Source organism: Terriglobus saanensis SP1PR4, assembly GCF_000179915.2.
GTDB lineage: Bacteria > Acidobacteriota > Terriglobia > Terriglobales > Acidobacteriaceae > Terriglobus > Terriglobus saanensis.
Genome location: NC_014963.1, coordinates 1,344,548 through 1,368,618, shown reverse-complemented (window position 1 = coordinate 1,368,618; position 24,071 = coordinate 1,344,548). Strand labels below are relative to the sequence as shown.

The following is a 24,071-nucleotide window of genomic DNA, read 5'->3' as shown; positions in this document are numbered from 1 at the left end:
ACCTGTGTCAAAGATCAGTACACCCGTGGCAATGCCCACGACAGGAGCAGCAAAGACCATGATGAACTTCCGCAAGCCAAGCCTCGCCGGCCTGATGTTCCTGAGCCTACTCACAATATCGACCGTTCCGGCCCATGCCATTAGCCTTTTCGGTGGAAAAAAGAAGGAAGATCTGCCAGCGCGAAAACTCACCGCCGCGCAGAACGCCTTGATCGACAAAGCCATCGCGCGGGAGAAGGAAGTCATCAAGGTCGTAAAAGAACGCGCACCTCTGGTGGAAACCTATATCCAGAACATGAAGCCCGATGTCGCGTTGCTGCAGGTGCCCGAATCGGATCAGCATTTCCTCGGCCGCGTTGAATTCGGCAAGATCATCGGCGACTCGCAATACCAGACGGCCGCCGTTCATGGAAAATCTGGCGGAAAGCTCGGGTTCTTCAAGAACTCGCTGGGTTACCTCTCCGGCCTTTCGAAGTCCCTCCATCTGGAGTTCTCCGAAGAGGGTTTCGTGCAGATGATGCTGGTGGACTCCAAGGATTTCAACCGCCAGATGTACAAGTTTGGTTTTGTACGTAATGACTTTCTTGGCACTGTGCCTACGATGGTCTTTGACGTAGAGCCTGCCTCCAAGAGCACTCGTGGACGTTTCTTCGGACGCATCTGGATCGAACGGCGGAACGGAAACATCGTTCGCTTCAATGGTTCGTTTGCCGGAACGCAAAAGGACATCAAGGAGTTCTACCACTTCGATTCCTGGCGCACGAATGTACAGGAAGACCTCTGGCTTCCGACCAGCTTTTACGTAGAAGAGTCCGACCCCAAGAGCACGGAGAGCACGGTTAAGTTCAAGGCCGTCAATCACATCTGGGGTTACGTGCTGAAGGTGCCGAACAAGGACACCGAGAACGTCGACGTGGAAGTTCAGGGCGCAACCGACGTATCCCAGGATGCACAGGATGTAGGCCCCCTCGGAGCACAGCGCGCATGGGTACAGCAGGCTGAGGACAACGTCGTCGACCGCCTCGTCCAGGCTGGTTTGCTGGATGCTCCATCCGACTTCGACAAGATTCTAGAGCAGATTGCGGGGAACATCCTCGCTTACAACAACATCCAGCTCTCGCGCCCGATCCGCTGCCGCACGCTGTTGACCGAGCCGCTCGAATCAGTAGCCATCGGCAACACCATCATCATCTCCAAGAGCCTTATCGATACTACCGCCGTCCCTGGAAACAACAACGAGCAGGTTTCGAACCTCTATGCCGTGATTGCCTTCCAGCTCGCGCACGTGATTCTCGGTCATCGCCTGGATACGAAGTACGCCTTCAATGATCGCCTTCTCTTCCCAGACACCTCGGCATTCGCTCGGATCCCGATGCACCATACCGACAAAGACAACGAAGAGGCTGCGAAAAAGACACTGGAGTTGTTGCAGCCAAAGGAGTTGAGCGACGCTCCTGGACAGTTTGGACTTTACCTCGCGCAGCTTCAGGCGCGCAGCAAGGCTCTCAAGGCTCTCAACGAGCCGATGCTGGGTGATGGCCTGTTCAAGGATCCCACCACCTTCTGGCTGCAGGCGCTGGTTGGCAAGGGACCCAAGCTGGACATGAATGACCTGAAGCAGAATGCCGCGATGCCTCTTTCGGCCTTCCTCCGCTTCGATCCCTGGACGGATCAGGTTATCCAGATGCACGCTGCCTTCGAACCTCTTCTCAGCTCACGCGACAAGATGCCGTTTGAAGTGGCTCCGGTTTATCTGAAGTTGACGTACTATAAAGCACCGCCGGAAGCAGCACCTGCAGCAGCCCCCACAACCGGGGCAGCTCCGGCAGACGCCACACCTGGTGCAACTCCTACAACGGGAGTTCCTGCTGGAACCACGGCAGCACCGGCCGACACCACACTGACTCCAACCACTGCAGCCCCTGCAACAGGCGCTGCGGCAGGAACGGCTCCGGGCGCAACCGCCCCGACGCCGCAGTAGCCAGAGGATTCCAAATCAGGACTCCTACCGGACCTTTCGCTGGAGCCGCCCGCTTGATCGCGAGCGGCTCCTCAAAACCGCCGGGTGCGGTTGGTGTTAGCACCATCATGACAAAAATTCGGAGACATTCATGACAGCAGAGGCATCGACCAGACTGCGGCCGAGGGACAGTATGCCGATTCAAGCAGTTGAAACCATCACGGCAAGAGTGAATGACACAAAAAGCCGGGATAAAAACATATTTAGGATCGCCATCTTCCTTTTGGGCATCGGTTCAGTTGGCTCGGCACGAGTTCTAGGCCAGGCAACTGCAGCCGGTGTGCGGAAGGCCGACTTTCAGGTTGGCCTGGGAGTCTCCGGCGGACCGCATTATGGTGGCCACAGATACTACGGTGGCACCTTTTATACGACCTTTGACTTTTCGCAACATTGGGGTATCGAAGGGGATATCCGACAGGTAGATACCACGGGGGACAATAAGCTTTACGAGCGAACCTACCAGCTCGGCGTCCGCTATGTCCGCCACTATAAAGGCTTTATCAATCCCTACGGCAAGATCATGGTCGGCCGTGGAGTTTTCAATTTCGCCAATGACTCTGCGAATCTGGCCTACAACATAGGCGTCCTTGGAGGCGGTGTGGACTTGAACGTTACAAGACATATCAACGTCCGCGGCGATTTTGAATATCAGCATTGGAAGGGCTTCCCGAACGGCGCTTTGACGCCCAAGATGTTGACAGCAGGCGTGGCGTACCACTTCTAATGGATCGCGAAGAAAGACAAGAGAAAGGCCCCGGAGAACTCTCCAGGGCCTTTGTCATTTCAGCTAGTTTCTCTTTTAGAAGTGATAGGCAACGCCAACCGTAGGCATGGAGATGATTTCATAGCGGTTGGTCTTGAAGTTGTCGATACCGAAGTTGGGGGATTTCAGAAGGAATCCACGGTATTGCACGCGAATGTCATAGCTGGGGCTGAGCTCATACGCGACACCTGCGCCAAAGAGAGCACCGATATTGGTGTTCTGCTTGGTATCCAGAGTCTGCGTCTGAAAGTCGCGGATCGGAGTGAGAATGAAACCGCCGACGCCAGCCTCAAGAAAAGGATTAATCCGGCGGAAGTTCATGTTGTAGACATAAGCCCCAGTCAGTTCCTGCTGGCGCGCATGGATGCGGAGGCCGTTGGGATAGAAGCTGGTGCGAAAGATGTCCGTGTACTGTGCGAAGGAGTAGTTCAACTCCAGGGCGCTGCGCGGCGTGAGCATGTAGCGGTAGCTGGCGAGGAAGCCGGTCGTTGAATTGGTATTCAACTGCGCACTATTTCCATTTACCTGAGGCGCAAAGATACCGATTGCGCTTACACTCACGTCCTGTCGGCTTTCCTGTCCATGCATTACAGCTGCCGACAGCAGCAGAGCACCCAACCAAATCGTCTTCTTCATTCCGCGGATCAACCTTCACCTTTCCTGCATCCAGGGGCTTGCCCTTGAAGGCGGCACCGGTACAGCAATCCATTTTATTGTACCTGTACATGGGCCGAGGAAGGTGGAACGAGTGTCATCCGATGCAAAGTGAGCGCGCAGGCGAAGGCCGCCGCAGGTAAAACCGACGACGGCCCGGGGTTCCACCGCGGCCTTACTGGGGCGGTGCCTGGGAATTGTCCATGCCGCGTTGACCTCGGCGCTGCTGCATCTGCGCCTGCATCTGGTCGAACTTCGCGCGTTGCTCGTCTGTGAGGAGGGCGCGAAGCTTCGCGGTCTCTTCTTTATGCAGTTCCATCTCCTGTTGGCGGGTGGCTTGCTGGATGGCTTTGAGTTGGGTGCGCTGGTCGGCGGTCAGATTCAGACGATCGGCCAAGCGATCTCCCATGCGGTCGCCGCCTGGACCTCCAGGACGCATGCCATCGCCTGGGGGCGGCGTGTCCTGTTGGGCCAGAACCAGTGCTGCGGGAGCGGCGAGAAGGCACATTCCTACAATGCCAACGTGTAGACGATTCAGATCAAAACGGCTCATACTCTTTCCTCGCGGACGGCCGATCTTCCAAGGCCGCTTCCAGTACAGACGAGGATCCCCCGAAGGAGTTCCCACATCCGGAGCAAAATTAATGCGGGGACCGTTCGAGGAGATAGCTATACGGATCGCCCGTGATGGCGGCGTGGGTCTCCACGACCTCCAAAAAGGCCATGGCTGCGTGCGAAAGCGTGGCCTGCTTGCGGTGGACGAGACGCAGCTTTCGCTCCATCTGCAACTCTTTCACCATCACCTGCACCAGGTTCCCGGAGGCGAGTTCGCTTTCCACGCTGAGTCCGGGCGCGATGGCTACGCCATTCCCCATGGCGACGAAGCGCTTCACGGCGTCGAGCGAAGGCAGCTCCACTTCGATCCGTAGAGGAGTTTTGTGGCGACGGAAGGCGTCCATCACCTTGGCGCGCTGCGGGGAGGGAACGTTGTGGGCGACAAAGTCCTCCGAACCCAGATCGCGGATCGAAACGGACTTCGCGGTAGCTAAAGGGTGTTTTGGATGAACGACGAAGGAGAGGGCATCTCGGTAGACAACGATCGAGCGTACCTGCGGATCCTCCGGACGGAAGGAGAGCACGCCAAGCTCAACGGAATGCGCCAGAACTTCGTCCGCAATGCGGCTGGCCAGGGACCGATGCACCGTGACCTTGATGCGGGGATGCTTTCTGCGAAAGATATCCAGAAGCGGAAGGAGATAGAGACAGGTGTATTCGTTGGCGGCGAGATTCAGGATGCCCCGGTGCAGGGAGCGCAGCTCTTCCAGCGCACCACTGGCTTCTGACCGAAGGTTGAGCAGCTTTTGGGCGTATTCCCGGAGGACCTCGCCCGCGTCCGTGAGCGATCCGTCGCGCATGGAGCGCTCAAAGAGGGCCTCTCCCAGCTCCGCTTCGAGCTTTGCAACAGTCTGGCTGATGGCGGGTTGGGTCCTGCGAAGGCGAACAGCAGCCCGCGAAAAGCTTCGTTCCTGGGCGACGGCGAGAAAGGTTTCGAGCTGAAAGAGGTCCAATGCCTGTATCCGATCCTTCAATGCGCGTTGATATAAGAATTACTGATACTGTCATCAGTGCCTATAAATCGTAGTTATGTTTACAATATCAACATGAGCACGGGTAGCGTTACAAACAATCGCGTTCTCTTCTTCGACACCACTCTCCGGGATGGCGAGCAGTCCCCCGGATGCACCATGCACCATGCGGAGAAGCTCCGTTTTGCGCACCAGCTTTCGACGCTGGGCGTAGACATTATCGAGGCAGGCTTCCCGATTGCCTCGACCGGCGACTTTGAATCCGTTCGCGCTATTTCGCGTGAGCTTAAGAACGGCCCACGGATCGCGGCACTTGCACGCTGCAGACGCGACGATGTTCTTACCGCGGGAAGGGCGGTCGAGGCGGCGGAGAAGAATCGTATCCACGTGTTTATCGCTTCGTCCGACCTGCACCTCGAGGCCAAGCTGCGGATCACCCGCGCACAGGCGTTGGACCAGACCGGCGAGATGGTTCGCCTGGCGCGCACACTTTCAGAAGACGTGGAGTTCTCTGCTGAAGACGCAACGCGTTCGGACCTGGAGTTCATGATCCAGCTTGTAAACGTGGCCGTGGAAGCGGGGGCGACGACGATCAATCTACCGGATACGGTGGGCTACACAACTCCCGCAGAGTACAAGCAACTCTTTGAGACGATGCGCGCGCGCATTGCTAACTCCGATGCGCTGATCTTCTCGACACATTGCCATGACGATCTTGGTATGGCCACGGCGAATGCGCTTGCCGGTGTTCTTGGCGGGGCGCGCCAGGTTGAGGTCACGATCAACGGCATCGGCGAACGTGCTGGCAATGCCGCACTGGAAGAAGTGGCCGCAGCGATGATGGTGCGGAAGGACCGCTTCCCTTTCCGGCACAACATCGTGATGAATCAGCTGGCTCCGACGAGCACGATGCTGGGGGAGATTGTCAGCTTTGGTGTGGCTCCAAATAAAGCGGTCGTTGGCAAAAATGCCTTTGCGCACGAGAGCGGCATTCATCAGCATGGCGTGCTGGCCAATCCGCTGACGTACGAGATCATGACTCCTGAATCTGTGGGCGTTACGGCGAACAGCATTGTGCTGGGCAAGCATTCGGGAAGGCGCGCTCTGGAGCATCGCCTGACGGAGCTGGGACATACGCTGACGAAGGATGAGTTGGACGTGACGTACACGCGCTTCACGGAGCTCGCCGATCGCAAGAAGGCGATCTATGACCAGGACATTGTGGCTCTGTTGCCGCAGAAGATTTCCGCAAACTAGAACGAGAAGAGAGATATGAAGCTGAAAATTGCATTGCTGGCCGGTGACGGCATTGGCCCCGAAGTAACGCAGGAAGCTGTGAACGTACTTGAGGCTGTCGCCGCGCACGGTAGGCACAGCTTCGAGTTTGTTCCGCTATTGATTGGTGGAGTCGCGATTACGGCAAAGGGCTCGCCGCTGCCTGCGGAGACTTTGGAACAGACGCTCGCATGCGACGCTGCCCTGCTGGGCGCGGTGGGAGACAACAAGTTCAACCATCTTTCTCCGAACGAGCGGCCCGAGGCTGGCCTGTTGCAGATCCGTTCCGCTCTGGGTGGCTTTGCGAATCTTCGTCCGGCGACCGCGTACAAAGCGCTGGCGGACAACTCTCCGCTGCGGCCTGAGATCACCGAAGGCGTCGATATTCTCTTCGTCCGCGAACTACTGGGTGGGCTTTACTTTGGCGAGCCGCGCTGGTGGGACCGCGAGAAGGAACTCGCGCACAACACGATGGTCTATTCGAAGGCCGAGGTCGTACGTGTGGCGAAGATCGCCTTCCAGCTCGCGCAGAAGCGTAAGAAGAAGGTCACCTCTGTGGACAAGGCGAACGTGCTGGAGGTTTCGCAGCTCTGGCGTGCTGCTGTGACGGAAGTTGCGAAGGATTATCCAGACGTGACGCTGGAACATCAGCTTGTGGATTCCATGGCGATTCATCTCATGAATACGCCACGCAGCTTCGATGTCGTGCTGACGGAGAATCTGTTCGGCGACATCCTGTCAGATGAGAGCGGCGTGATTACCGGGTCGCTCGGCATGCTTCCCTCTGCAACGCTCGGCGGCAAAGTAAATCTTTACGAGCCGGTGCATGGATCGGCTCCTGACATTGCCGGAACAGGCAAGGCGAATCCGATTGGCGCCATCCTCACAGCGGCACTGGTTCTGCGGCACTCGGCTGGACTGGAAGCTGAGGCGAAGGTCATTGAGGCTGCTGTGATTGAGGCTTTGGAAGAAGGCAATCGCACTACGGATATCGCGCGCGGCAACATCGTCGGGCAGCGCACTGTTTCTACAACCGAGATGGGCAAGATCATTCTCGATAAGGTCAAGGCTTCACTGAAGTAAGGACAGGCATATGGCAGCGAAGACATTGTTCGAAAAAGTTTGGGAGCAGCACATCGTCGCAGAGCCTACGGGCGAGCCGACGCTGATCTACATCGATCTGCAACTGGTGCACGAAGTCACGTCGCCACAGGCGTTTGATGGTCTTCGCCTGGCCGGACGCAAACTGCGTCGCCCTGACCGTCACATTGCGACGGTGGACCATAATGTTCCGACGACGAGCGCGCAGGATCGCCTCGTGATTGTCGATCAGGTTGCTGCCGCGCAGGTGAATGCGCTGCGCAAGAACTGTGCGGAGTTTGGCATTGAGTTCTTCGACGTGCAGGACGCTTCGCAGGGCATCGTGCACATGATCGGGCCGGAGCTGGGTGCGACGAAGCCGGGCATGACGATCGTCTGCGGCGATTCACACACGTCCACACACGGTGCGTTTGGCGCGCTCGCCTTCGGTATTGGAACGAGCGAAGTCGAACACGTGATGGCGACGCAGACGCTGCCTCAGTCGCGACCGAAGACCTTCCTCATCAATGTTGAGGGAGATCTTCCCTTTGGAGTTACAGCAAAGGACATCATTCTCGACATCATCGGCCGCATCGGTACGGATGGCGCGACGGGATGCGTGATCGAGTACGCAGGTTCGGCGATTCGCGCGCTTTCGATGGAAGGCCGCATGACGATCTGCAACATGAGCATTGAGGCTGGCGCGCGCGCCGGTATGATCGCACCGGACGAGACGACGTTTGCCTATCTGAAGGGGCGACGCTTTGCTCCCAAAGGCGAGCAGTGGGATGCCGCTGTAGCGCACTGGAAGACTCTTCCAACGGATGCGGGTGCGATCTATGATCGCGAGCTGCATATCGATGCGACGACGCTTGCACCTGCGGTGACTTGGGGGACTTCGCCGGGAATGACGACGACGATTGGCGCGTCCGTTCCTACGCTGGAGGATGCGAAGAGCGATGCCGATCGCAAGAGCTACGAGCGCGCCTTTGAGTACATGGACCTGAAGCCGGGAACACCAATGGAAGAGATCAGGATCGACACGGTGTTTCTTGGATCCTGCACGAATGGACGCATTGAAGATCTGCGCGCTGCGGCTGCTGTCGTCAAGGGACATCACATTGCGACGAAGGTGCGCGCGATGGTCGTTCCGGGATCACAGGCGGTGAAGCGGCAGGCGGAGCAGGAGGGTCTGGATCTGGTCTTCAAGACGGCAGGCTTTGAGTGGCGCGAGCCGGGATGTTCGATGTGCCTGGGGATGAATCCGGACATTCTGCAGCCGGGAGAGCGTTGCGCTTCGACCTCGAACCGCAACTTTGAGGGTCGCCAGGGACGCGGTGGGCGTACGCATCTTGTTTCTCCGGAGATGGCAGCTGCGGCTGCGATCACGGGTCACTTCACAGACATTCGCAAGTGGAAAGAGATCGCCCCCACGTTGCCAGCAGAGCAGATGCTCGTCGAAGGAGGTTCGCGCTAATGATTCCTATCAACGTTCTGACCAGCACCGCTGTGCCTTTGCCGCTACCGAACATCGACACGGACCAGATTATTCCGAAGCAGTTTCTGAAGCGCATCGAGCGTACGGGGTATGGCGATTTCCTGTTCTTCGACTGGCGCTACAACCTGGACACACCGGACCACGTGGAGCCGAACTCCGACTTCGTGCTGAACAAGCCGGAGTACAACGGATCGAAGATCCTGATTGCAGAGAAGAACTTCGGCTGCGGATCTTCGCGCGAACACGCTGCGTGGGCAATCAACCAGTATGGTTTTCTTGCTGTGATTGCACCTTCGTTCGCGGACATCTTCTTTTCAAACGCGGGCAAAAACGGCATCATCCTTGTTCGTCTGTCGGATGAGGACGTCGAGACGCTGATGCAGCGTTCGACGGCAAATCCGAAGCACGTGATCACGATCAACCTGGAAGAGCAGACGGTCACGGACGATCAGGGCTTCAAAGCAGGCTTCGAGATCGATCCTTTCCGCAAATATTGCCTGCTGAATGGGCTTGACGATATCGGCCTCACGCTGCGACACATTGACTCTCTCGATACTTTTGAGAGCAAACACGACAACGATTTCTGGACCGCACCGAAGGCCTGAGGACGAAGATGAGATACCCACTCAACTCGAAGCTCGCTCTCGCATCCACGTTGTCGGTGCTGCTCTTCGCTGCAACTGCGGGTGCACAGACACCTGAGCCGCCTGCGGCGCCTCTGCCCGCCGCGCTCACGTCGGCTACGAAGCTCTTTATCGGCAATGCGGGTGACCAAGAGAATGCCGACTGCCTTCGCGCCTACAACAGCTTCTATCAAGGCATCGGTGCGCTGAGCCGCTTTCAACTCGTTGCTGATCCCAACGCTGCGGACCTCGTTCTGGAACTTCACTATGAAATCTCCCCCGGTCAGTCGATTGCGAGTGGCCAGGGTTCCGGCGGCTTCCGCCAGTTCCGCGTTGTGCTTCAAGATCCGCACTCTCACATTGTTCTTTGGTCCCTTACCGAGCGCACGAATTACGCTGTCCGTCAGAAAAATCGAGATAAGAACCTGGATGAAACGATTGCGGCGCTTGTGAAAGATTTTGACTCGCTCGTCTCTCCACAACCTGTTCCTCCGAAGAATAAGTCCATCATCCGGCACTAATCACGCCCTGCATTGTTGAAGCACTGGAGAAGTTCCCATGAGTGTCGTACCCGGTAAAAAGAATTCGATTGTACTAACCGAAGGCCCCAACCGCGCTGCTGCGCGCAGCTATCTGCGCGGCGTTGGTTTCACCAAAGAAGATCTGCACAAGCCGATCATCGGCATTGCGAACACGTGGACCGAGATTGGGCCTTGCAACTTCCATCTGCGCCAGGTCGCCGAAGCGGTGAAGCAGGGCGTACGCGAAGCGGGTGGCACACCGATGGAGTTTAACACCGTCACGATCTCGGACGGCATCACGATGGGCACCGAAGGCATGAAGGCTTCGCTGATCTCGCGCGAAGTGATTGCCGATTCGATTGAGCTCGTGGCGCGCGGTAACTCGTTCGATGGCCTGATCTGTATCGCGGGTTGCGACAAGAACATGCCTGCGGCGATCATGGCGCTGGCACGCGTGAACATTCCAGGCCTGATGCTCTACGGCGGCAGCATTGCTCCTGGGCAGCTTGCGCAGCCGGATGGAACGCACAAGAACATCACGATTCTGAATGTGTTTGAGGCCATCGGATCGCACGCTGCGGGAAAGATCTCCGACGACGATCTCGAAGCGGTTGAAGCTGCTGCTTGTCCGGGGCCAGGCGCGTGCGGTGGTCAGTTTACGGCGAACACGATGGCCATGGCGGGAGAGTTTCTCGGGATCTCGCCGATCCACCTTACAGGTGTTCTCGCGATGTCCCCGGAAAAGGCACACGCGAGCCGCGAGGCGGGCAAGCTGGTGATGGAGTTGGCACGTCGCGGCACAAAGCCGTCGGACATCGTTACGCGTAAAGCCATCGAGAACGCTTACGCCGCGGTCTGTGCCAGCGGCGGCAGCACAAACGCCGTCCTGCATCTGCTTGCCATCGCGAGCGAGTTCAACATTCCTTTCAACATCGATGAGTTCAACGCGATCAATGAACGCACGCCGCACATCTGCGACCTTTCTCCGGGCGGCAAGTATGTTGCGAAGGATTACCAGGAGGCGGGCGGATCGCGCCTTCTTGCAAAAATTCTTATCGATGGCGGATTGATAAATGGCGATACGCCTACCGTCACCGGCCGCACCCTTGCCGAAGAAGCGAAGGATGCTGTGGAGACGCCAGGCCAGCCTGTGATTCACAAGCTGGAAAAGCCGCTGAAGCCTACAGGTGGCCTCGTGATCCTGCATGGGAACCTTGCACCGGAGGGTTGCGTGATCAAGGTGGCTGGGCATGAGCGCCTCTTCCATCAGGGACCTGCACGCGTCTTCGAGTCCGAAGACCTCTGCTTCGCCGCAGTGGAAGAGGGCAAAATCAAGCCCAACGATATTTGCGTGATTCGCTACGAAGGTCCGAAGGGCGGCCCAGGCATGCGCGAGATGCTGGCCGTAACGGCAGCGATCAAGGGCATTCCGGAGCTTTCAGAGACCGTGGCTCTGCTGACCGATGGGCGATTCTCCGGTGCGACACGCGGCCTGATGGCCGGGCATGTCGCGCCAGAGGCTTATCTCGGCGGTCCCATCGCGGCAGTGCATGAAGGCGATCTGATTACGTTTGATATTCCAAATCGCGAGCTTCGTCTGGAAGTTCCGGCTGATGAGATTGCGAAGCGGCTTGAAAACTTCAAAGCGCCCGAGTCGCGGTACAAGCGTGGAGTCTTCGCGAAGTATACGAAGGGCGTTTCGTCTGCAAGCAAGGGCGCAATTACTTCTTAGTTCAACTTTCCTGAAGAACACAGTAGTAAAAAAAGGAGCACGCAATGACGAAGACGAATCCGAACGCACCCACCCTGACCGGAGCCGAGATCCTCTGGGCCACGCTCGTCGGCGAAGGCGTCACCGACGTCTTTGGTTATCCCGGTGGAGCGATTCTTCCGGCGTATGACGCTCTGCGTAAATTTCCCATTCATCATGTGCTGGTACGACATGAGCAGGGCGCGGTGCACATGGCAGACGGCTATGCACGCGCCTCAGGCAAGGTTGGTGTTGCCGTAGCGACCTCCGGTCCGGGAGCAACGAACCTGGTGACGGGCATTGCAACCGCTATGCTCGATTCGATTCCAATGGTCTGCATCACGGGCCAGGTCTCGTCCAAGGTGCTTGGAACAGATGCGTTCCAGGAGATCGACATCACCGGCATCACGCTGCCTATCACGAAGCATAACTTCGTGGCGACGCGTGCGGAGGATGTGGCTCCGATGATTCGCGAAGCATTCCAGATTGCGCGCAGTGGGCGTCCGGGGCCGGTGCTCGTGGACATCACCAAAGATGCGCAGCAGGCGACATGTGTCTTTGATTTCGAAGCTGCTGTGCCTCCTGAGTACCGTCCGCATCCGATGCTGCATGCTGAGTCTGCCGATATGGCGAAGGCGATCTCTTTGATGCGCGGTTCGAAGCGGCCTGTGATTCTTGCGGGACACGGCATCATTCAGGCTGAAGCTGAGGTTGAAGTGCTTGCGTTCGCAGAACGTCACAAGATTCCGGTCGCCACGACGTTGCTGGGCCTGGGGGGCTTCCCTGCATCGCATCCGCTGGCACTAGGCATGATGGGTATGCACGGTGAATCGTGGGTGAACAACGCGATTCAGCAGTCGGATCTTCTGCTGGCGTTTGGCATGCGCTTCGACGATCGTGTGACCGGCAACCTCGCAACGTATGCACCGAATGCGAAGAAGATCCATATCGAGATCGATCCGAGTGAGATCAACAAGAATGTAAAGGTAGACGTCGCACTGATCGGCGATCTCAAGCAGGTGCTGAACACCATGGCGCCGTTGATCGACCAGGCAGGCGAGCCTCGACAGGTGGATGTGACCAAGGAATGGCGCGAGGAGATTCGTGCGATGAAGGGCGATGCCAGTGTGCGCGACATCATCAATCTTCCGGACAACGGACACCTCTACGCAGCACACGTGATCAACGACATCTGGCAGGAGGCGAAGGCCGCCGGACGTCTCGACAACACGATCATCGCAACCGACGTAGGCCAGCACCAGATGTGGGAGGCGCAGTACTTCCGCCATGAAGCTACTCGCTCACTCGTCACCTCGGGCGGCCTGGGAACGATGGGATTCGCCTTGCCTGCCGCCATCGGCGCGAAGATCGCCTGCCCGGAGAAGGATGTCTGGGTTATCGCTGGTGACGGCGGTTTCCAGATGACGGCTTCCGAGCTCTCCACGATTGTTCAGGAAGGCATTCACATCAACATCGCCGTGATCAATAACGGCTTCCTCGGCATGGTGCGGCAGTGGCAGGAGGCGTTCTATGACAAGAATTATGCATGCTCGCCGATCCTGTCGCCAGATTTCGTCAAGCTCGCGGATGCGCATGGCATTCCTGGAGCGCATGTGACTGAGCGTTCTCAGGTGCTGTCTACGGTGACCAAGGCGCGTACAGGGGCTTCCGCTTTCCTGATCAACTTCTCCGTGGAAAAGGAAGATGGGGTTTACCCGATGATTGCTCCGGGTGCTGCGCTGCATGAGATGGTTCGGCGGCCGAATCCTTTGATTGAGACGAGCGAGGACTAATCTCCCCCCGGAAACTTTGCGATATCACTAACGACCGAGAACGGATACTCTTATGCTTCACACTTTTATCGCACTTGTAGATAACAAGCCAGGCGTGCTCACGCGGATCGCTTCGCTCTTCCGCCGTCTCAACATCAACATCGCTTCGCTTACCGTCGGCGAGACAGAGCGTGAAGAGGTCTCGCGGATGACCATCGTCTGCGATGCACCCGATAACGCCGCACATCGCATTCGTGCATCGCTCTACAAGCTGGAGATCACGCGCGATGTCGACGAGGTTGGCCGCAGCGAAGCCGTGATTCGTGAGCTAGCGCTGATCAAAGTTGAAGCCGGTCCACCCGCTTCTTCGTCTTCTTCGCGAACTCACCTGTTTGAACTGGCCGAAGTCTTCCGTGCGCGTATTGTGGATCTCGCTCCGGAGTCGTTGATGCTGGAGATGACGGGCTCCTCTTCGAAGATCGAAGGTCTGATCCAGGTCCTGATGGAGAGCGGCTACAAGATTCTCGAGGTCTCACGCACGGGACGGATGGCCATGCGGCGCGGGAAGCATACTTCGCGCGTCATGAAGGCGCTTGGGTCTAAAGATCATCAGGGTGACAGCCCTCTGGATCCCGATGCCCTACCTCCTTCAGAAAGAATTCCCAACCAGTTCGCTGAGCATGATGCTTAGACTCCAATCTTCACTCACCAACTCGTAACAGATAGACTTTAGATACATCACAAAGGAAGAAGACAAAACGCAATGGCAAAGACCTACCACGACGCAGACGCAGACCTCTCTCTTATCCAGGCGAAGAAAGTCGCCATCATCGGTTACGGCTCACAGGGCCACGCGCATGCGCTCAACCTGAAGGACTCCGGCGTGGACGTGAAGGTCGGACTTCGCGAAGGCTCAAAGGGCGCTGAGAAGGCCAAGGCCAGCGGTTTGGAAGTCCTCTCCGTCGCCGACGCAGCCGCATGGGCAGACACCATCATGGTCCTGGTCCCGGACCAGACCGCAGCCAAGGTTTACAAAGAAATTGAACCCGGCCTGAAGACAGGCAAGACGCTGATGTTCGCGCACGGCTTCAATATCCGCTTCCGCACGATCACGCCTCCTGCGGACATCGACGTTTCGCTAGTTGCGCCGAAGTCTCCCGGTCACCGTGTGCGCGAGGTCTTCACCGAAGGCGGCGGAGTACCTGCTCTCGTAGCCGTAGAGCAGGATGCAACGGGTAATGCTCTGAAGAATGCTCTCAGCTACGCGAAGGGTATCGGCTGCACACGCGCTGGTGTTCTCGAAACGACCTTCACGGAAGAGACGGAGACCGATCTCTTTGGCGAACAGGCTGTTCTTTGCGGCGGCACCTCCGCTCTGGTGAAGGCTGGCTTTGAGACTCTCGTTGAGGCTGGATATCAGCCCGAACTCGCCTACTTTGAAGTCCTGCACGAACTGAAGCTGATCGTCGACCTGATGTATCGCGGCGGCCTGGAGTACATGCGGCATTCGATCAGCGACACAGCAGAGTGGGGTGACTACGTTGCCGGTCCGCGCATCGTTACTGCCGATGTGAAGAAGGCGATGAAGGGCCTTCTCAACGACATTCAGGACGGAACCTTCGCCAAGAAGTTCATCGAAGAGAACGAGACCGGACGCCACGAGTTTGCTCGCATCCGCAAGGAAGAAGCAGCTCATCCGATTGAAAAGGTCGGCGCCGATCTTCGCAAGGCGATGCCCTTCCTCGATCCAGTTGTGGTGAAAGACGGCAACGTCGTAAAGGCTTAAACGCAAAGCAGTGAGAAACCGTCCATGCAGACACATGGACGGTTTTTTGCGTCGTAGAATGGGGCCATGCAATCCAAGAGCTCCTCGAATTTCAGGTCCCCATGGGCGGTCGCAAGCCTGTTTGCCCTCATCGCAGCAGCAGTCTATTTCGTTCCCTACCTGGTACCCGTTCAGCAGCCAACCAACTCCCTTTCTTATCTTGCGGGGTATAGCAATCGGACTGCGGTTGTTTTATTGGTTCTTGGCGCTCTAGGATTCGCTTTTTACACCAAAGGTGAGATTGCAAGGGTCGAAGAAGGCGAATCGAAGTTGTCCCTTCGCGTTCTACTCATCTCCTTATCTTCTTTTGCGCTCCTTTGCATCGGGCGCAGATACATCTCCATGCACCACTTCCCTGGCGGAGAAGCCCAGTTTTTTCTTGATCGGCAGCAGCTTCTGGCTTCGGGTGAAAAGCTTTACCGTCAGATTGATTTCATGTACGGGCCACTTCTTCTCTACCCCGGATATCTTTTTGCAAAAGTAATGGGTGTCAGCCAGGTTTCAGGATATTACCTGTGGTGGGGCATTCAGTGGTTGATTGGCGTGACGATGACTTGGCTCTTCTGCCGATTTGTGGATATCGGAAAGAGCAGACGCCTTACGTTATTTATTTTCCTTCTGATTCCACAGATTTCCTCCATCAAAGATGAAGGATCGAACTACACTCCGGTGCGACTCTTCTGTGCCGCGACTCTGATACTCGCCGTCATGTACGTATGGAAGCGAACCAGCGATCCGATTCGGCTTGCTATTGCCGCTGTCGCAGCTTCTGCCCTTGGTCTCGCGGTTTCCCCGGAGCAAGGACTTGCAGTGCTGGTTGCAATGGACGCATATCTGGTGCTTCTGGCATGGCATAATCGCAACTTGAAATACCTGGTTGCGCTGGGAATTCTCTTCCTGGGTGGAGTCGTCATGCTCACTATCGCGGCGCACGCCGGCCTATTTATTAGCCTGAGCGATTTTGCTTCCGGTGGATTGGCATTTCCTATCCTTGCGTCCCCTCGTACCCTCATCATTCTCTTTGTGTATGTAATGGCTGCCTGCGTGTTCTACCGCAAAGTTTCTCTTGGCGTCATCGACTCAACCACAATTCCGCTTGTCGTTGCAGGATGTGTCATCCTGCCTTCCGCGATGGGACGATGCGATATGGGTCACATGATGTCTGCGATGCCCGCATTTGCCGTGGGCTCCGCAGCAATCCTCGAGCGCCCGACCTTGCGCCGTATCTGGTTTCCTTTCGCCTTGGCCTTGCTTCTGATCATTCCTGTAATCGGGATCTACTGGGTGTCCATCATGAAGCGTGTCCATCATTTCACCGCCCCAGTTGCAAGCGCCACAGCGAGCCCTGGCGCGCCGCCAAGCACTATGGCTGCACCTGAAAATGCTTTGCCCGGCACAGCAGAGTTGCCCTGCGATCAACAGTACTTTAGCCCCAGTGTCGTGCCTTCTCCAGTCCCCGTGCGTCTTTTGGAGTGTCTCGACAATGGTTTCTACCTTGGAACACAGGACGTTTTGACGACCAGAGCCATCCTTCGAAAGCGCGAAGAACTAGTGCAGCGCCCCACCGTTCCGGTCATTCTTCAAAATGGTCCGATTGAAGATAACTTCGTACTTGAGACAGATCTGCAGGCTCTTAGAGCAACTGAGCTTTCACCTTACGCGCCCCGAGCGCGCAACCCTCGGTTGAGCTACGAACCGCTTGTTTCGTATCTTCGAGACCATTACACCGCAGGTCCAGTCATTGCGAATGGAAGACTGCGTATCTACTATCCTCGACCTTGAAACAAAGGAGAGGTTTGCTCAACAAATTATCTTCCAAAGATATCCCCGGAGCACACCATGAACCATGCTTCTCTTAGCGCCGAAGAGCTGATCGCGTGGAACGATCAGACGGCAAAGAACTGGCGCACCCTTGCAGGGGAAAATCCGGCCTTGCTTGATGTGCCCTGCGATATCTCCAAGGCGAAGACAGTAGGCGAGTTGTTGCAGCACGTGGTTGCGGTTGAGTTGCGCTATGCGGAGCGGCTGAGCAATCTGCCTGTAACGGACTATGCGCAGCTTCCATTTTCAACCGCGCATGAGATCTTCGCGACGCATGATCGCGCTCTGGAGGTCTTGCGTGGACTTCTGGCCGATCTTGCTTTTGACTGGTCGGAGGAGATCGAATTCAATACGCTGACGGCGGGAAGGCTGCGGGCTCCACGTAAGGCCGTGCTGCATCATTCGCTTCTGCATGCGCTCAGGCATTATGCGCAGCTTTCCACGCTGGCTCGGCAGCACGGTTTTGGGCCTGTCCCACCGGCAGATTACCTGTTCCTCGTTGCAAAGCGGGCATGATTTCGGTTCTGCTGTCGAAGCCTAATGGAGTTTGGAGCATCCGATACTTATGGGATCCCAGGCACTTCGTCTTTCCGGTGCGTTCGGCATCGAGAACCTCACCTTCGACACGGTGACCGTGGCCGCCCCAAGTGCGGGCGAGGTGCTGGTTCGTCTTTGTGCGGTGTCGTTGAACTATCGCGATCTGATGATTGCGGATGGAAGTTACAACCCGCGGATTGAGAAGCCTCGCATTCTGGGGTCAGATGGTGCGGGAGAAGTCATCGCGGTGGGTTCTGGCGTCACTTCGTATATTGTGGGCGACCGTGTCGTTGCGGGATTTATGCCTGCGTGGATTGACGGGCCTCCGACCTTGGCAGGCAGGCTCTCTGCAATGGGGGATGGAACCGATGGAGTGTTGGCAACCTATCGAGTCTTCCCAGCCGAGGCGCTAGTGCCGATTCCGGATGCGATGACCTATGAAGAGGCCAGCGCCTTTCCATGCGCGGGAGTTACGGCGTGGCACGCCTTGGTTTCGACGGGGAATGTCGGCAAGACCGACACGGTTCTCGCGCTCGGCACGGGTGGGGTTTCGATTTTCGCCCTTCAGATTGCCAAAATGCGCGGTGCCCAGGTGTTGGTGACGAGCTCGTCGGACAAAAAGCTGGAACTGGCTAAACATTTGGGAGCAAACGAGGGCATTAACTATCGGACGACGCCAGAGTGGGACAAAGAAGTTCGCCGTCTGACGGCGAAAGCCGGCGCGACGCACGTAATTGAGGTCGGAGGCGCCGGAACGCTTGGACTTTCGATCAAATCCACCCGGGTAGGGGGCCAAATATCCCTCATTGGGGTCTTGGCAGGGGCGGCGGAGCCGGTTAGTGTGGTTCCCATACTGATGAATACCCTTCGGATTCAGGGAATTCATGTGGGATCGGTGCAGATGCTGCGAGAGGTCATTTCCGCGTTTGCCGAAGCCAAGATGAAGCCTGTGATCGACCGGGTTTTTCCCTTCAGGCAGACAAAAGAAGCCTTACATTACCTCGCTACAGGTGCCCATCTGGGCAAGGTGATCGTCCAAATGGCAGGTAGCGCGATCGAGGAGGTCTAGAATGGCAAGCATGGCAGAGATGAACACAACTCTCGTCGAACACGAAGCTCCGATGGCCTGTGAGGATCTGATCAGCTCATTGCGCAGGTTTTCGACCCTGGACGGACTCACGGAAGAAGAGTTCCGTTGGCTGGCTGAGAATGGGATTGAGACCATTCATGAGGACGGAGAACATATCTTTCGTGCTGGAGAAGTGCTGGAACACCTGGCCTTCGTCCTGGACGGCTCTTTTCAATTTCGGATGCTCCGGTCGGGCACGCTCGGTGTTTTTGTAGGCCGGGCCGGGCAGATTACAGGAAAAATTCCCTACTCCAGGATGAAATCTGCAGCTGGCGACGGTTTTGCCATCGGCCGGACGCGGGCCATGTACATCCACCAGAGCCGGTTCCCTGAGATGCTGGCGACGATCCCGTCGATGGCGCAGCGATGCGTCTCTGTTCTGCTGGACCGTGTCCGAGAGATGACCCGCGTCGAGCAACAGGCGGACAAGATCGCCTCGCTGGGTAAGCTGGCGGCGAACCTTTCGCACGAACTGAAGAACCCTGCCTCCGCCGCGCGCTCCGCCGCAACCAGCCTTTCCAAAGAGCTGCGCAACTACGGCAATCAGAAGTTTCGGCTCGGTGCTCTCAACCTCTCCGATGAGAGCAAAGAAGCCTACAGAGTGTGGGCTACATCCGTTCAGAGTCTGCTCAACACTACGGAGCCTGTCACTTCAGACTCAATCGAAACAGCGCAGCGTGAGGATGTCTTTACAGAGTGGCTTGAGAGCCACAAAATTCCGGAACCGTGGACGATTGCACCCACTTTGGCAGAGACCGCGATCACAACGGCCAATCTGGATGATCTCGTTGCGAGTATCCCAGAAGAAGCATTGTCCACGGCCCTTTGCTCGTTCGCTTCTGCCCTTCGTTCGGAGCGGATGACGGACACGGTCATCGACGCAACGGCGCGCATCTTCGATCTGATCTCTGCGATTCAGGACTATTCCTACATGGATCAGGCCCCGATTCAGGAGATCGATGTCACGCAGTCGCTCGATGCCACGCTAGCCATGTTCGGCTCGCGCTTGGGGAAGATCGAGGTCCTGCATGACTTTGCGCCGGTGCTGCCACCGATTCCCGCTTATGGAAGCGAACTAAACCAGGTGTGGACGGAACTGATCGAAAACGCGATCGATGCCATGAGCGAAGACGGTGGCATTCTCACTCTGCGGGCCAGGGTTTCGGGCAACTTCTTTCTGGTAGAGATCTGCGACAGTGGGCACGGGATTCTGCCGGAGATTCTGCCGCGCATCTTTGAGCCATTTTTTACAACGAAGCGGTTGGGTGAGGGGCTCGGATTGGGTCTGGACAACGCGAGCCGCGTCGTCTCGAAGCACGGCGGATCGATGACCGTCACCTCTGTGCCGGGAAACACCTGCTTTCAAGTGAATCTTCCGCTCGAAGGGACCGGGGCTTACTAAGCTTCATGAAAACAAAAAGAGGACACCGGCATCCGGTGTCCTCTTTATTTGCCCTGACCAGGTACTAGTACACGTCGAGCTGATAGCGCTTCTGCTTCTTCATTTCGGAGAGGTACTCCTGCGCGTGTTCCGGCGAGCAGTCCTTGCCGTTGGCGATGGAGTCCAGCAGGGCCGTCTCCACATCCTTTGCCATGCGTGTCGCATCGCCGCAGATGTAGAAGTAAGCTCCACGCTCAAGCCAGGCAAAGAGTTCCGCGGAGTTTTCCCGCATCTTGTCCTGCACGTAGATCTTGTGTGCCTGATCGCGCGAAAACGCTGTGTCGAGACGCGTGAGGAAGCCATCGGCGTGCATGCCTTCCAGTTCTTCGCGATAGAGGAAGTCTGAAGCGCGACGCTGTTCGCCAAAGAAGAGCCAGTTGTCGCCTTTATGACCTTCAGCCTGGCGATGCTGCAGGTACGAACGGAATGGGGCAATGCCCGTACCGGGACCAACCATGATGACAGGAGCGTTGGTATCCTCCGGCAGGCGGAAGTTCTGGTTGGCATGCAGGAAGATCGGCATGGTCACGCCGACATCGGCGCGTTCGCCGAGATGTCCGCTGCACAGGCCCTGGCGATCGCGGTTATGGGTGTGATAACGCACAACGCGAACCGTGGTGTGCACTGTGTCCGTTGCTTTGGCCTGCGAGGATGCAATGGAGTACATACGGGGTGTCAGGCGCTGCAGCACGGTGAAGAGCTGCTGCGGCTGTGTGATCCCGCCGGGGTGCTCCGTGATGAGGTCGAAGAATTCACGGCCCCAGACGTACTCTTCGGCCTTGCTCTTGTTGTCGGCACCGGCGAGCCCCTTCAAAAAGTCGAGGCCCTTTGTGGTCTCCGGAGCGATCTTGGCGTAGCTGTTCACACTGCCGCGCGTCAGTTTGCCGATAGCAAGCCGTGTGCGGAGCGCCTCTTCCAAGGAGATCTCCACCTTGTAGTGGTCGAGAACGCGTTCGTCACCCTTGTAGCCGAGCGCGGAGAGAACATCTGCGACTTCGCTTTCGCGGTTTTCCGGCAGAATGCCTACGGCGTCGCCGGGGGTGTACGTCATGCCCGGTTCCAGCGACAGTTCGATGTGACGGGTTTCCTTTTCGGAGTCCTTGTCGGTCATCACATAGTTGACCAGCATGGTCGACTGATAGGGGTTATTGCGTGTGTATTTCTGGGTCTCAGTGCTCATAAGTTTTCGCTTGATACGAATCTTAAGGGTAGCATGTTGAGCGCAAAAAGGAGAGCGAGGCACTTGGCCTCGCTCTCCCGGTTAGGACCTGCTTTAGACATTATTGCAGCAGCTTCAGTACTTCCTGCTGAACGCTGTTGGCCTGTGCCAGGGCACTGATACCGGTCTGGCTGAGCACCTGGTACTTGGAAAGATCCGACGCCGCCTGGCCATAATCCGTGGCGCTGATGTTGTTCTGCGCAGCCGTGAGATTGGTCTGTTCCGTAGCTGCGACCTGCTGCGCGGAGCTGAGCTGGTTGATGTCAGCGCCGATGGAGCCACGCTGAAGGGCAACGCCGGAGATTGCCGTGCCCAGGGTGGTAAGGATGGTCTGTGCCGAAGCGGACGTGAGTGTCTTGAGGGTCGCCGTTGTGAAATCAACACCTGCACCCACCTGTCCTGCCGCGACTGGGGCATCTTCCGTGAGGGCTGTGCCCGTGGTATCCAGAGTGCTTGCAGCAGTAGCCGGTCCGCTCAGAGTCAGAGCTTTTGTAGTGGTGTCGTAGGAGGCAGTGACGCCAGCGGCAGTGAAATCAGCATTCGCGTTGATCTGAGTTGCCAGATCAGACAGAGACGTGCCCGCCGCTACCTGCAGAGAGACTGCTGTGCCCGTTCCCACAGCCACCGAGAGAGTTCCGGAGACCGTATCCGTTGCCGTGGCGAGGCTTACTTTCGTAGTCGACGCGGTGCCAGCGGCAGACGCAGTGGGGGTGCTCAAAGCGAGAGCGGTCTTGGTCGTGTCGCTTGTACCGATGCTGCTCTGGCTGAGAGCACCGACGATGTCGGAGTAGCTGATGGTGCCGGCGGTTGTTCCGTCAGAGACGACGAAGGTCTTTGTAGAGCCGTTGAAGATCGTGTTGCCGTTGAAGTTCGTGCTGGTGCCGATATCTGCGATCTGCGTCAGGATGTTCTGGTACTCCTGGTTGGCCGAGCTGACCTGGCTCGTGGTGAGTGTGCTATTGGAAGCCTGCGTGGCCAGCGTTACGGCGCGGGTGAGCAGACTGGTGACCTGGGAAAGAGCGCCATCTGCCGTCTGGAGAAGACCAATCGCATCGCTGGCATTCCGTGTGGACTGAGCCAGAGCGGTGGAGTTTGCAGTGAGACCGTCCGCAACGGCAAGGCCTGCTGCGTCGTCCGCACCGGAGTTGATCCGCGAACCTGAAGAGAGTTGCTGCAGTGTCTTCGAGAGACTTGCCTGCGTTGTGTTCAGGCTGTTCAGTGTGTAGAGTGCCGAGATGTTATTCAATACGCCGAGGGACATCATTCGCTCCTTAGATCTGCTTGAGGTGGTTGCTTCACGCCTCGCCTGTTCTCCGGCTCTATCCAAGCCTGTCCGTCGCTGATTAAGGCGGCGGATTGCCCAGTTCCCGTTGAAGCACGTTGCGTTCACAGCCTTCATCGGCAAGGCCCTCTGCGACTTGAACAACGCCTCAATCTGGGGCACACCTCCGGCTTTTCATCCTTTCTCTCCTCGATGCCGATAGGGGCTATGGAGCCCGCCAGATGATTGAACTTACACGACTCAACGGTCAACCCATCAGCGTGAACTGCGACCTGATGCGCTATGCCGAGTCCACACCCGATACCACCATCACACTTGTGACGGGCGAGAAGCTCGTTGTTCTGGAGAGTCGAGAAGACCTGACGCAGCGAGTCAAACAATATCGTGCTTCGATCCTTCATGAAGCGTGGCCGAGTGCTGCCTCAGCAGTTTCTGCTCTTCAAACCTTCCGTGCCAGCTCCACAGAATAAACAGGGACATGAACATGGATATCGCCAGCATTGGAGGTCTTGCACTCGCTTTCATCGGCATTTTTGTTGGCATGATGATGGAGGGTGGAAACATCGGTCAGATCATGCAGCCAACGGCTGCCTTGATCGTGATTGGAGGAACGGCGGGTGCAGTACTCCTGCAATTCCCTCTCAGTATCTTTCTCGCGTCGATCCGGGGTTTCATGGGCGTCTTCTTTCATCGCGGTACGGATGGAGAAGCCACTTTGAACCAGTTGGTGGGGTTTGCCAACAAGGCACGCAAGAGCGGAATCGTCTCGCTGGACGCAGACCTGGCGAAGGTGTCGGATCCATTCCTGAGGCGAGCTCTGATGCTGGCAGTCGACGGCACAGAACCCTCCGAGGTGCGAAAGATTATGCGCATGGAGCTGGATAACAAAGCAGAGTATGAAGAAAAGATTCCCCAGGTCCTGGAATCGGCCGGCGGATTTTCGCCAACTGTCGGAATTATTGGCGCGGTGCTTGGCCTGATCCAGGTCATGCAGCATCTGGACAACATCGATGAAGTGGGCAAAGGCATCGCGACCGCGTTTGTCGCGACGATCTACGGTGTCGCTCTGGCCAATCTCATCTGTATTCCAGCAGCAGGAAAGCTCAAGATCCGGCAGAGCGATGAGCGAATGGTGAAGGAGATGATGCTGGAAGGCGTGACCTCCATCCTCGAAGGCATGAATCCCCGCATGGTAGAAACCAAACTGCGTACTTTCCTCTTCGAGCAGAAGCCGCAGACCTCCGAGACCATCTAATGCGCGGGAAAAAGAAACAC

The 24,071-nt window shown here is 57.1% G+C and carries 22 protein-coding genes; 17 read left to right on the top strand and 5 right to left on the bottom strand.

What is annotated here, in order from left to right; genetic code table 11:
• The first annotated feature begins 58 nt into the window (after positions 1–58).
• Both ACIPR4_RS05695 and ACIPR4_RS05690 read left to right on the top strand, forming a co-directional pair.
• Positions 59–1,981 (top strand): hypothetical protein, encoded by a 1,923-nt coding sequence (locus ACIPR4_RS05695; RefSeq protein WP_013567703.1) that lies wholly within the window; start codon positions 59–61, stop codon positions 1,979–1,981.
• A gap of 172 nt (positions 1,982–2,153) precedes the next feature.
• The gene (locus tag ACIPR4_RS05690; protein WP_041585938.1) at positions 2,154–2,744 is read left to right on the top strand and encodes an outer membrane beta-barrel protein; all 591 of its coding nucleotides are present in this window, start codon (positions 2,154–2,156) and stop codon (positions 2,742–2,744) included.
• Positions 2,745–2,819: 75 nt separating this feature from the next.
• On the opposite strand, the gene ACIPR4_RS05685 is transcribed toward ACIPR4_RS05690, so the two are convergent.
• The 3 genes from ACIPR4_RS05685 to ACIPR4_RS05675 form a co-directional block, all read right to left on the bottom strand.
• Positions 2,820–3,419 (bottom strand): outer membrane beta-barrel protein, encoded by a 600-nt coding sequence (locus ACIPR4_RS05685; RefSeq protein ID WP_041585937.1) that lies wholly within the window; start codon positions 3,417–3,419, stop codon positions 2,820–2,822.
• 193 nt (positions 3,420–3,612) lie between these two features.
• Positions 3,613–3,990 (bottom strand): hypothetical protein, encoded by a 378-nt coding sequence (locus tag ACIPR4_RS05680; protein ID WP_013567700.1) that lies wholly within the window; start codon positions 3,988–3,990, stop codon positions 3,613–3,615.
• A gap of 88 nt (positions 3,991–4,078) precedes the next feature.
• The gene (locus ACIPR4_RS05675; RefSeq protein ID WP_013567699.1) at positions 4,079–5,005 is read right to left on the bottom strand and encodes a LysR family transcriptional regulator; all 927 of its coding nucleotides are present in this window, start codon (positions 5,003–5,005) and stop codon (positions 4,079–4,081) included.
• 93 nt (positions 5,006–5,098) lie between these two features.
• On the opposite strand from ACIPR4_RS05675, the gene ACIPR4_RS05670 reads away from it, so the two are divergent.
• The 13 genes from ACIPR4_RS05670 (at position 5,099) to ACIPR4_RS05610 (ending at position 20,256) form a co-directional block, all read left to right on the top strand.
• On the top strand, positions 5,099–6,280 hold the full coding sequence (locus tag ACIPR4_RS05670; RefSeq protein WP_013567698.1) for a 2-isopropylmalate synthase: 1,182 nt from the start codon (positions 5,099–5,101) through the stop codon (positions 6,278–6,280).
• Positions 6,281–6,295: 15 nt separating this feature from the next.
• The gene (gene leuB / locus ACIPR4_RS05665; RefSeq protein WP_013567697.1) at positions 6,296–7,381 is read left to right on the top strand and encodes a 3-isopropylmalate dehydrogenase; all 1,086 of its coding nucleotides are present in this window, start codon (positions 6,296–6,298) and stop codon (positions 7,379–7,381) included.
• 10 nt (positions 7,382–7,391) lie between these two features.
• The gene (gene leuC / locus ACIPR4_RS05660; RefSeq protein WP_013567696.1) at positions 7,392–8,855 is read left to right on the top strand and encodes a 3-isopropylmalate dehydratase large subunit; all 1,464 of its coding nucleotides are present in this window, start codon (positions 7,392–7,394) and stop codon (positions 8,853–8,855) included.
• Entirely contained in the window at positions 8,855–9,481 is a 627-nt protein-coding gene (gene leuD / locus ACIPR4_RS05655; protein WP_013567695.1) for a 3-isopropylmalate dehydratase small subunit, read from the top strand. The genes leuC and leuD overlap by 1 nt, the downstream gene beginning before the upstream one ends.
• Before the next feature lie 8 nt (positions 9,482–9,489).
• A complete protein-coding gene (locus ACIPR4_RS05650) occupies positions 9,490–10,020 on the top strand; it encodes a hypothetical protein (protein WP_013567694.1) in 531 nt (176 codons plus the stop codon).
• 37 nt (positions 10,021–10,057) lie between these two features.
• Positions 10,058–11,752 carry a dihydroxy-acid dehydratase gene (ilvD, locus tag ACIPR4_RS05645; protein WP_013567693.1) on the top strand — a complete coding sequence of 565 codons (1,695 nt, stop codon included), beginning with the start codon at positions 10,058–10,060 and terminating at the stop codon, positions 11,750–11,752.
• A gap of 44 nt (positions 11,753–11,796) precedes the next feature.
• Complete coding sequence (gene ilvB, locus ACIPR4_RS05640; RefSeq protein WP_013567692.1) at positions 11,797–13,563, top strand: biosynthetic-type acetolactate synthase large subunit; 1,767 nt, start codon at positions 11,797–11,799, stop codon at positions 13,561–13,563.
• A gap of 52 nt (positions 13,564–13,615) precedes the next feature.
• Positions 13,616–14,233 carry an acetolactate synthase small subunit gene (gene ilvN, locus ACIPR4_RS05635; RefSeq protein WP_013567691.1) on the top strand — a complete coding sequence of 206 codons (618 nt, stop codon included), beginning with the start codon at positions 13,616–13,618 and terminating at the stop codon, positions 14,231–14,233.
• Positions 14,234–14,305: 72 nt separating this feature from the next.
• Positions 14,306–15,328: a ketol-acid reductoisomerase gene (ilvC, locus tag ACIPR4_RS05630; protein ID WP_013567690.1), complete on the top strand. Its 1,023-nt coding sequence runs from the start codon at positions 14,306–14,308 to the stop codon at positions 15,326–15,328.
• A gap of 381 nt (positions 15,329–15,709) precedes the next feature.
• The gene (locus tag ACIPR4_RS05625; RefSeq protein ID WP_187290251.1) at positions 15,710–17,149 is read left to right on the top strand and encodes a hypothetical protein; all 1,440 of its coding nucleotides are present in this window, start codon (positions 15,710–15,712) and stop codon (positions 17,147–17,149) included.
• Positions 17,150–17,206: 57 nt separating this feature from the next.
• On the top strand, positions 17,207–17,704 hold the full coding sequence (locus ACIPR4_RS05620) for a DinB family protein (protein ID WP_013567688.1): 498 nt from the start codon (positions 17,207–17,209) through the stop codon (positions 17,702–17,704).
• 49 nt (positions 17,705–17,753) lie between these two features.
• Positions 17,754–18,794 carry a zinc-dependent alcohol dehydrogenase family protein gene (locus ACIPR4_RS05615; protein ID WP_013567687.1) on the top strand — a complete coding sequence of 347 codons (1,041 nt, stop codon included), beginning with the start codon at positions 17,754–17,756 and terminating at the stop codon, positions 18,792–18,794.
• 1 nt (position 18,795) lies between these two features.
• Positions 18,796–20,256 (top strand): sensor histidine kinase, encoded by a 1,461-nt coding sequence (locus tag ACIPR4_RS05610; RefSeq protein WP_013567686.1) that lies wholly within the window; start codon positions 18,796–18,798, stop codon positions 20,254–20,256.
• Between the two features lie 64 nt (positions 20,257–20,320).
• On the opposite strand, the gene ACIPR4_RS05605 is transcribed toward ACIPR4_RS05610, so the two are convergent.
• Positions 20,321–21,475, bottom strand: coding sequence for a diflavin oxidoreductase (locus tag ACIPR4_RS05605; RefSeq protein WP_013567685.1), 1,155 nt, complete (start codon positions 21,473–21,475; stop codon positions 20,321–20,323).
• A gap of 100 nt (positions 21,476–21,575) precedes the next feature.
• Positions 21,576–22,775 (bottom strand): flagellin N-terminal helical domain-containing protein, encoded by a 1,200-nt coding sequence (locus tag ACIPR4_RS05600; RefSeq protein WP_013567684.1) that lies wholly within the window; start codon positions 22,773–22,775, stop codon positions 21,576–21,578.
• A gap of 242 nt (positions 22,776–23,017) precedes the next feature.
• Here ACIPR4_RS05600 and ACIPR4_RS05595 point away from each other — a divergent pair, with 242 nt between their 5' ends.
• Together ACIPR4_RS05595 and ACIPR4_RS05590 are read left to right on the top strand one after the other, a co-directional pair.
• Positions 23,018–23,266 (top strand): flagellar FlbD family protein, encoded by a 249-nt coding sequence (locus tag ACIPR4_RS05595; protein WP_013567683.1) that lies wholly within the window; start codon positions 23,018–23,020, stop codon positions 23,264–23,266.
• 8 nt (positions 23,267–23,274) lie between these two features.
• Positions 23,275–24,051, top strand: coding sequence for a flagellar motor protein (locus tag ACIPR4_RS05590; protein WP_245536466.1), 777 nt, complete (start codon positions 23,275–23,277; stop codon positions 24,049–24,051).
• The last annotated feature ends 20 nt before the right edge of the window (positions 24,052–24,071 follow it).

Coding starts and splice junctions, on each gene's coding strand:
- ACIPR4_RS05690 (WP_041585938.1), top strand. CDS start 2,154: ATGCCGATTCAAGCAGTTGAAACCATCACGGCAAGAGTGAATGACACA.
- ACIPR4_RS05650 (WP_013567694.1), top strand. CDS start 9,490: ATGAGATACCCACTCAACTCGAAGCTCGCTCTCGCATCCACGTTGTCG.
- ACIPR4_RS05625 (WP_187290251.1), top strand. CDS start 15,710: ATGCACCACTTCCCTGGCGGAGAAGCCCAGTTTTTTCTTGATCGGCAG.
- ACIPR4_RS05615 (WP_013567687.1), top strand. CDS start 17,754: ATGGGATCCCAGGCACTTCGTCTTTCCGGTGCGTTCGGCATCGAGAAC.
- ilvD (WP_013567693.1), top strand. CDS start 10,058: ATGAGTGTCGTACCCGGTAAAAAGAATTCGATTGTACTAACCGAAGGC.
- ACIPR4_RS05590 (WP_245536466.1), top strand. CDS start 23,275: ATGAACATGGATATCGCCAGCATTGGAGGTCTTGCACTCGCTTTCATC.
- ilvC (WP_013567690.1), top strand. CDS start 14,306: ATGGCAAAGACCTACCACGACGCAGACGCAGACCTCTCTCTTATCCAG.
- ACIPR4_RS05620 (WP_013567688.1), top strand. CDS start 17,207: ATGAACCATGCTTCTCTTAGCGCCGAAGAGCTGATCGCGTGGAACGAT.
- ACIPR4_RS05605 (WP_013567685.1), bottom strand. CDS start 21,475: ATGAGCACTGAGACCCAGAAATACACACGCAATAACCCCTATCAGTCG.
- ilvN (WP_013567691.1), top strand. CDS start 13,616: ATGCTTCACACTTTTATCGCACTTGTAGATAACAAGCCAGGCGTGCTC.
- leuD (WP_013567695.1), top strand. CDS start 8,855: ATGATTCCTATCAACGTTCTGACCAGCACCGCTGTGCCTTTGCCGCTA.
- ACIPR4_RS05595 (WP_013567683.1), top strand. CDS start 23,018: ATGATTGAACTTACACGACTCAACGGTCAACCCATCAGCGTGAACTGC.
- ACIPR4_RS05685 (WP_041585937.1), bottom strand. CDS start 3,419: ATGAAGAAGACGATTTGGTTGGGTGCTCTGCTGCTGTCGGCAGCTGTA.
- ACIPR4_RS05670 (WP_013567698.1), top strand. CDS start 5,099: ATGAGCACGGGTAGCGTTACAAACAATCGCGTTCTCTTCTTCGACACC.
- ACIPR4_RS05695 (WP_013567703.1), top strand. CDS start 59: ATGATGAACTTCCGCAAGCCAAGCCTCGCCGGCCTGATGTTCCTGAGC.
- ACIPR4_RS05610 (WP_013567686.1), top strand. CDS start 18,796: ATGGCAAGCATGGCAGAGATGAACACAACTCTCGTCGAACACGAAGCT.
- leuB (WP_013567697.1), top strand. CDS start 6,296: ATGAAGCTGAAAATTGCATTGCTGGCCGGTGACGGCATTGGCCCCGAA.
- ACIPR4_RS05680 (WP_013567700.1), bottom strand. CDS start 3,990: ATGAGCCGTTTTGATCTGAATCGTCTACACGTTGGCATTGTAGGAATG.
- leuC (WP_013567696.1), top strand. CDS start 7,392: ATGGCAGCGAAGACATTGTTCGAAAAAGTTTGGGAGCAGCACATCGTC.
- ACIPR4_RS05600 (WP_013567684.1), bottom strand. CDS start 22,775: ATGTCCCTCGGCGTATTGAATAACATCTCGGCACTCTACACACTGAAC.
- ilvB (WP_013567692.1), top strand. CDS start 11,797: ATGACGAAGACGAATCCGAACGCACCCACCCTGACCGGAGCCGAGATC.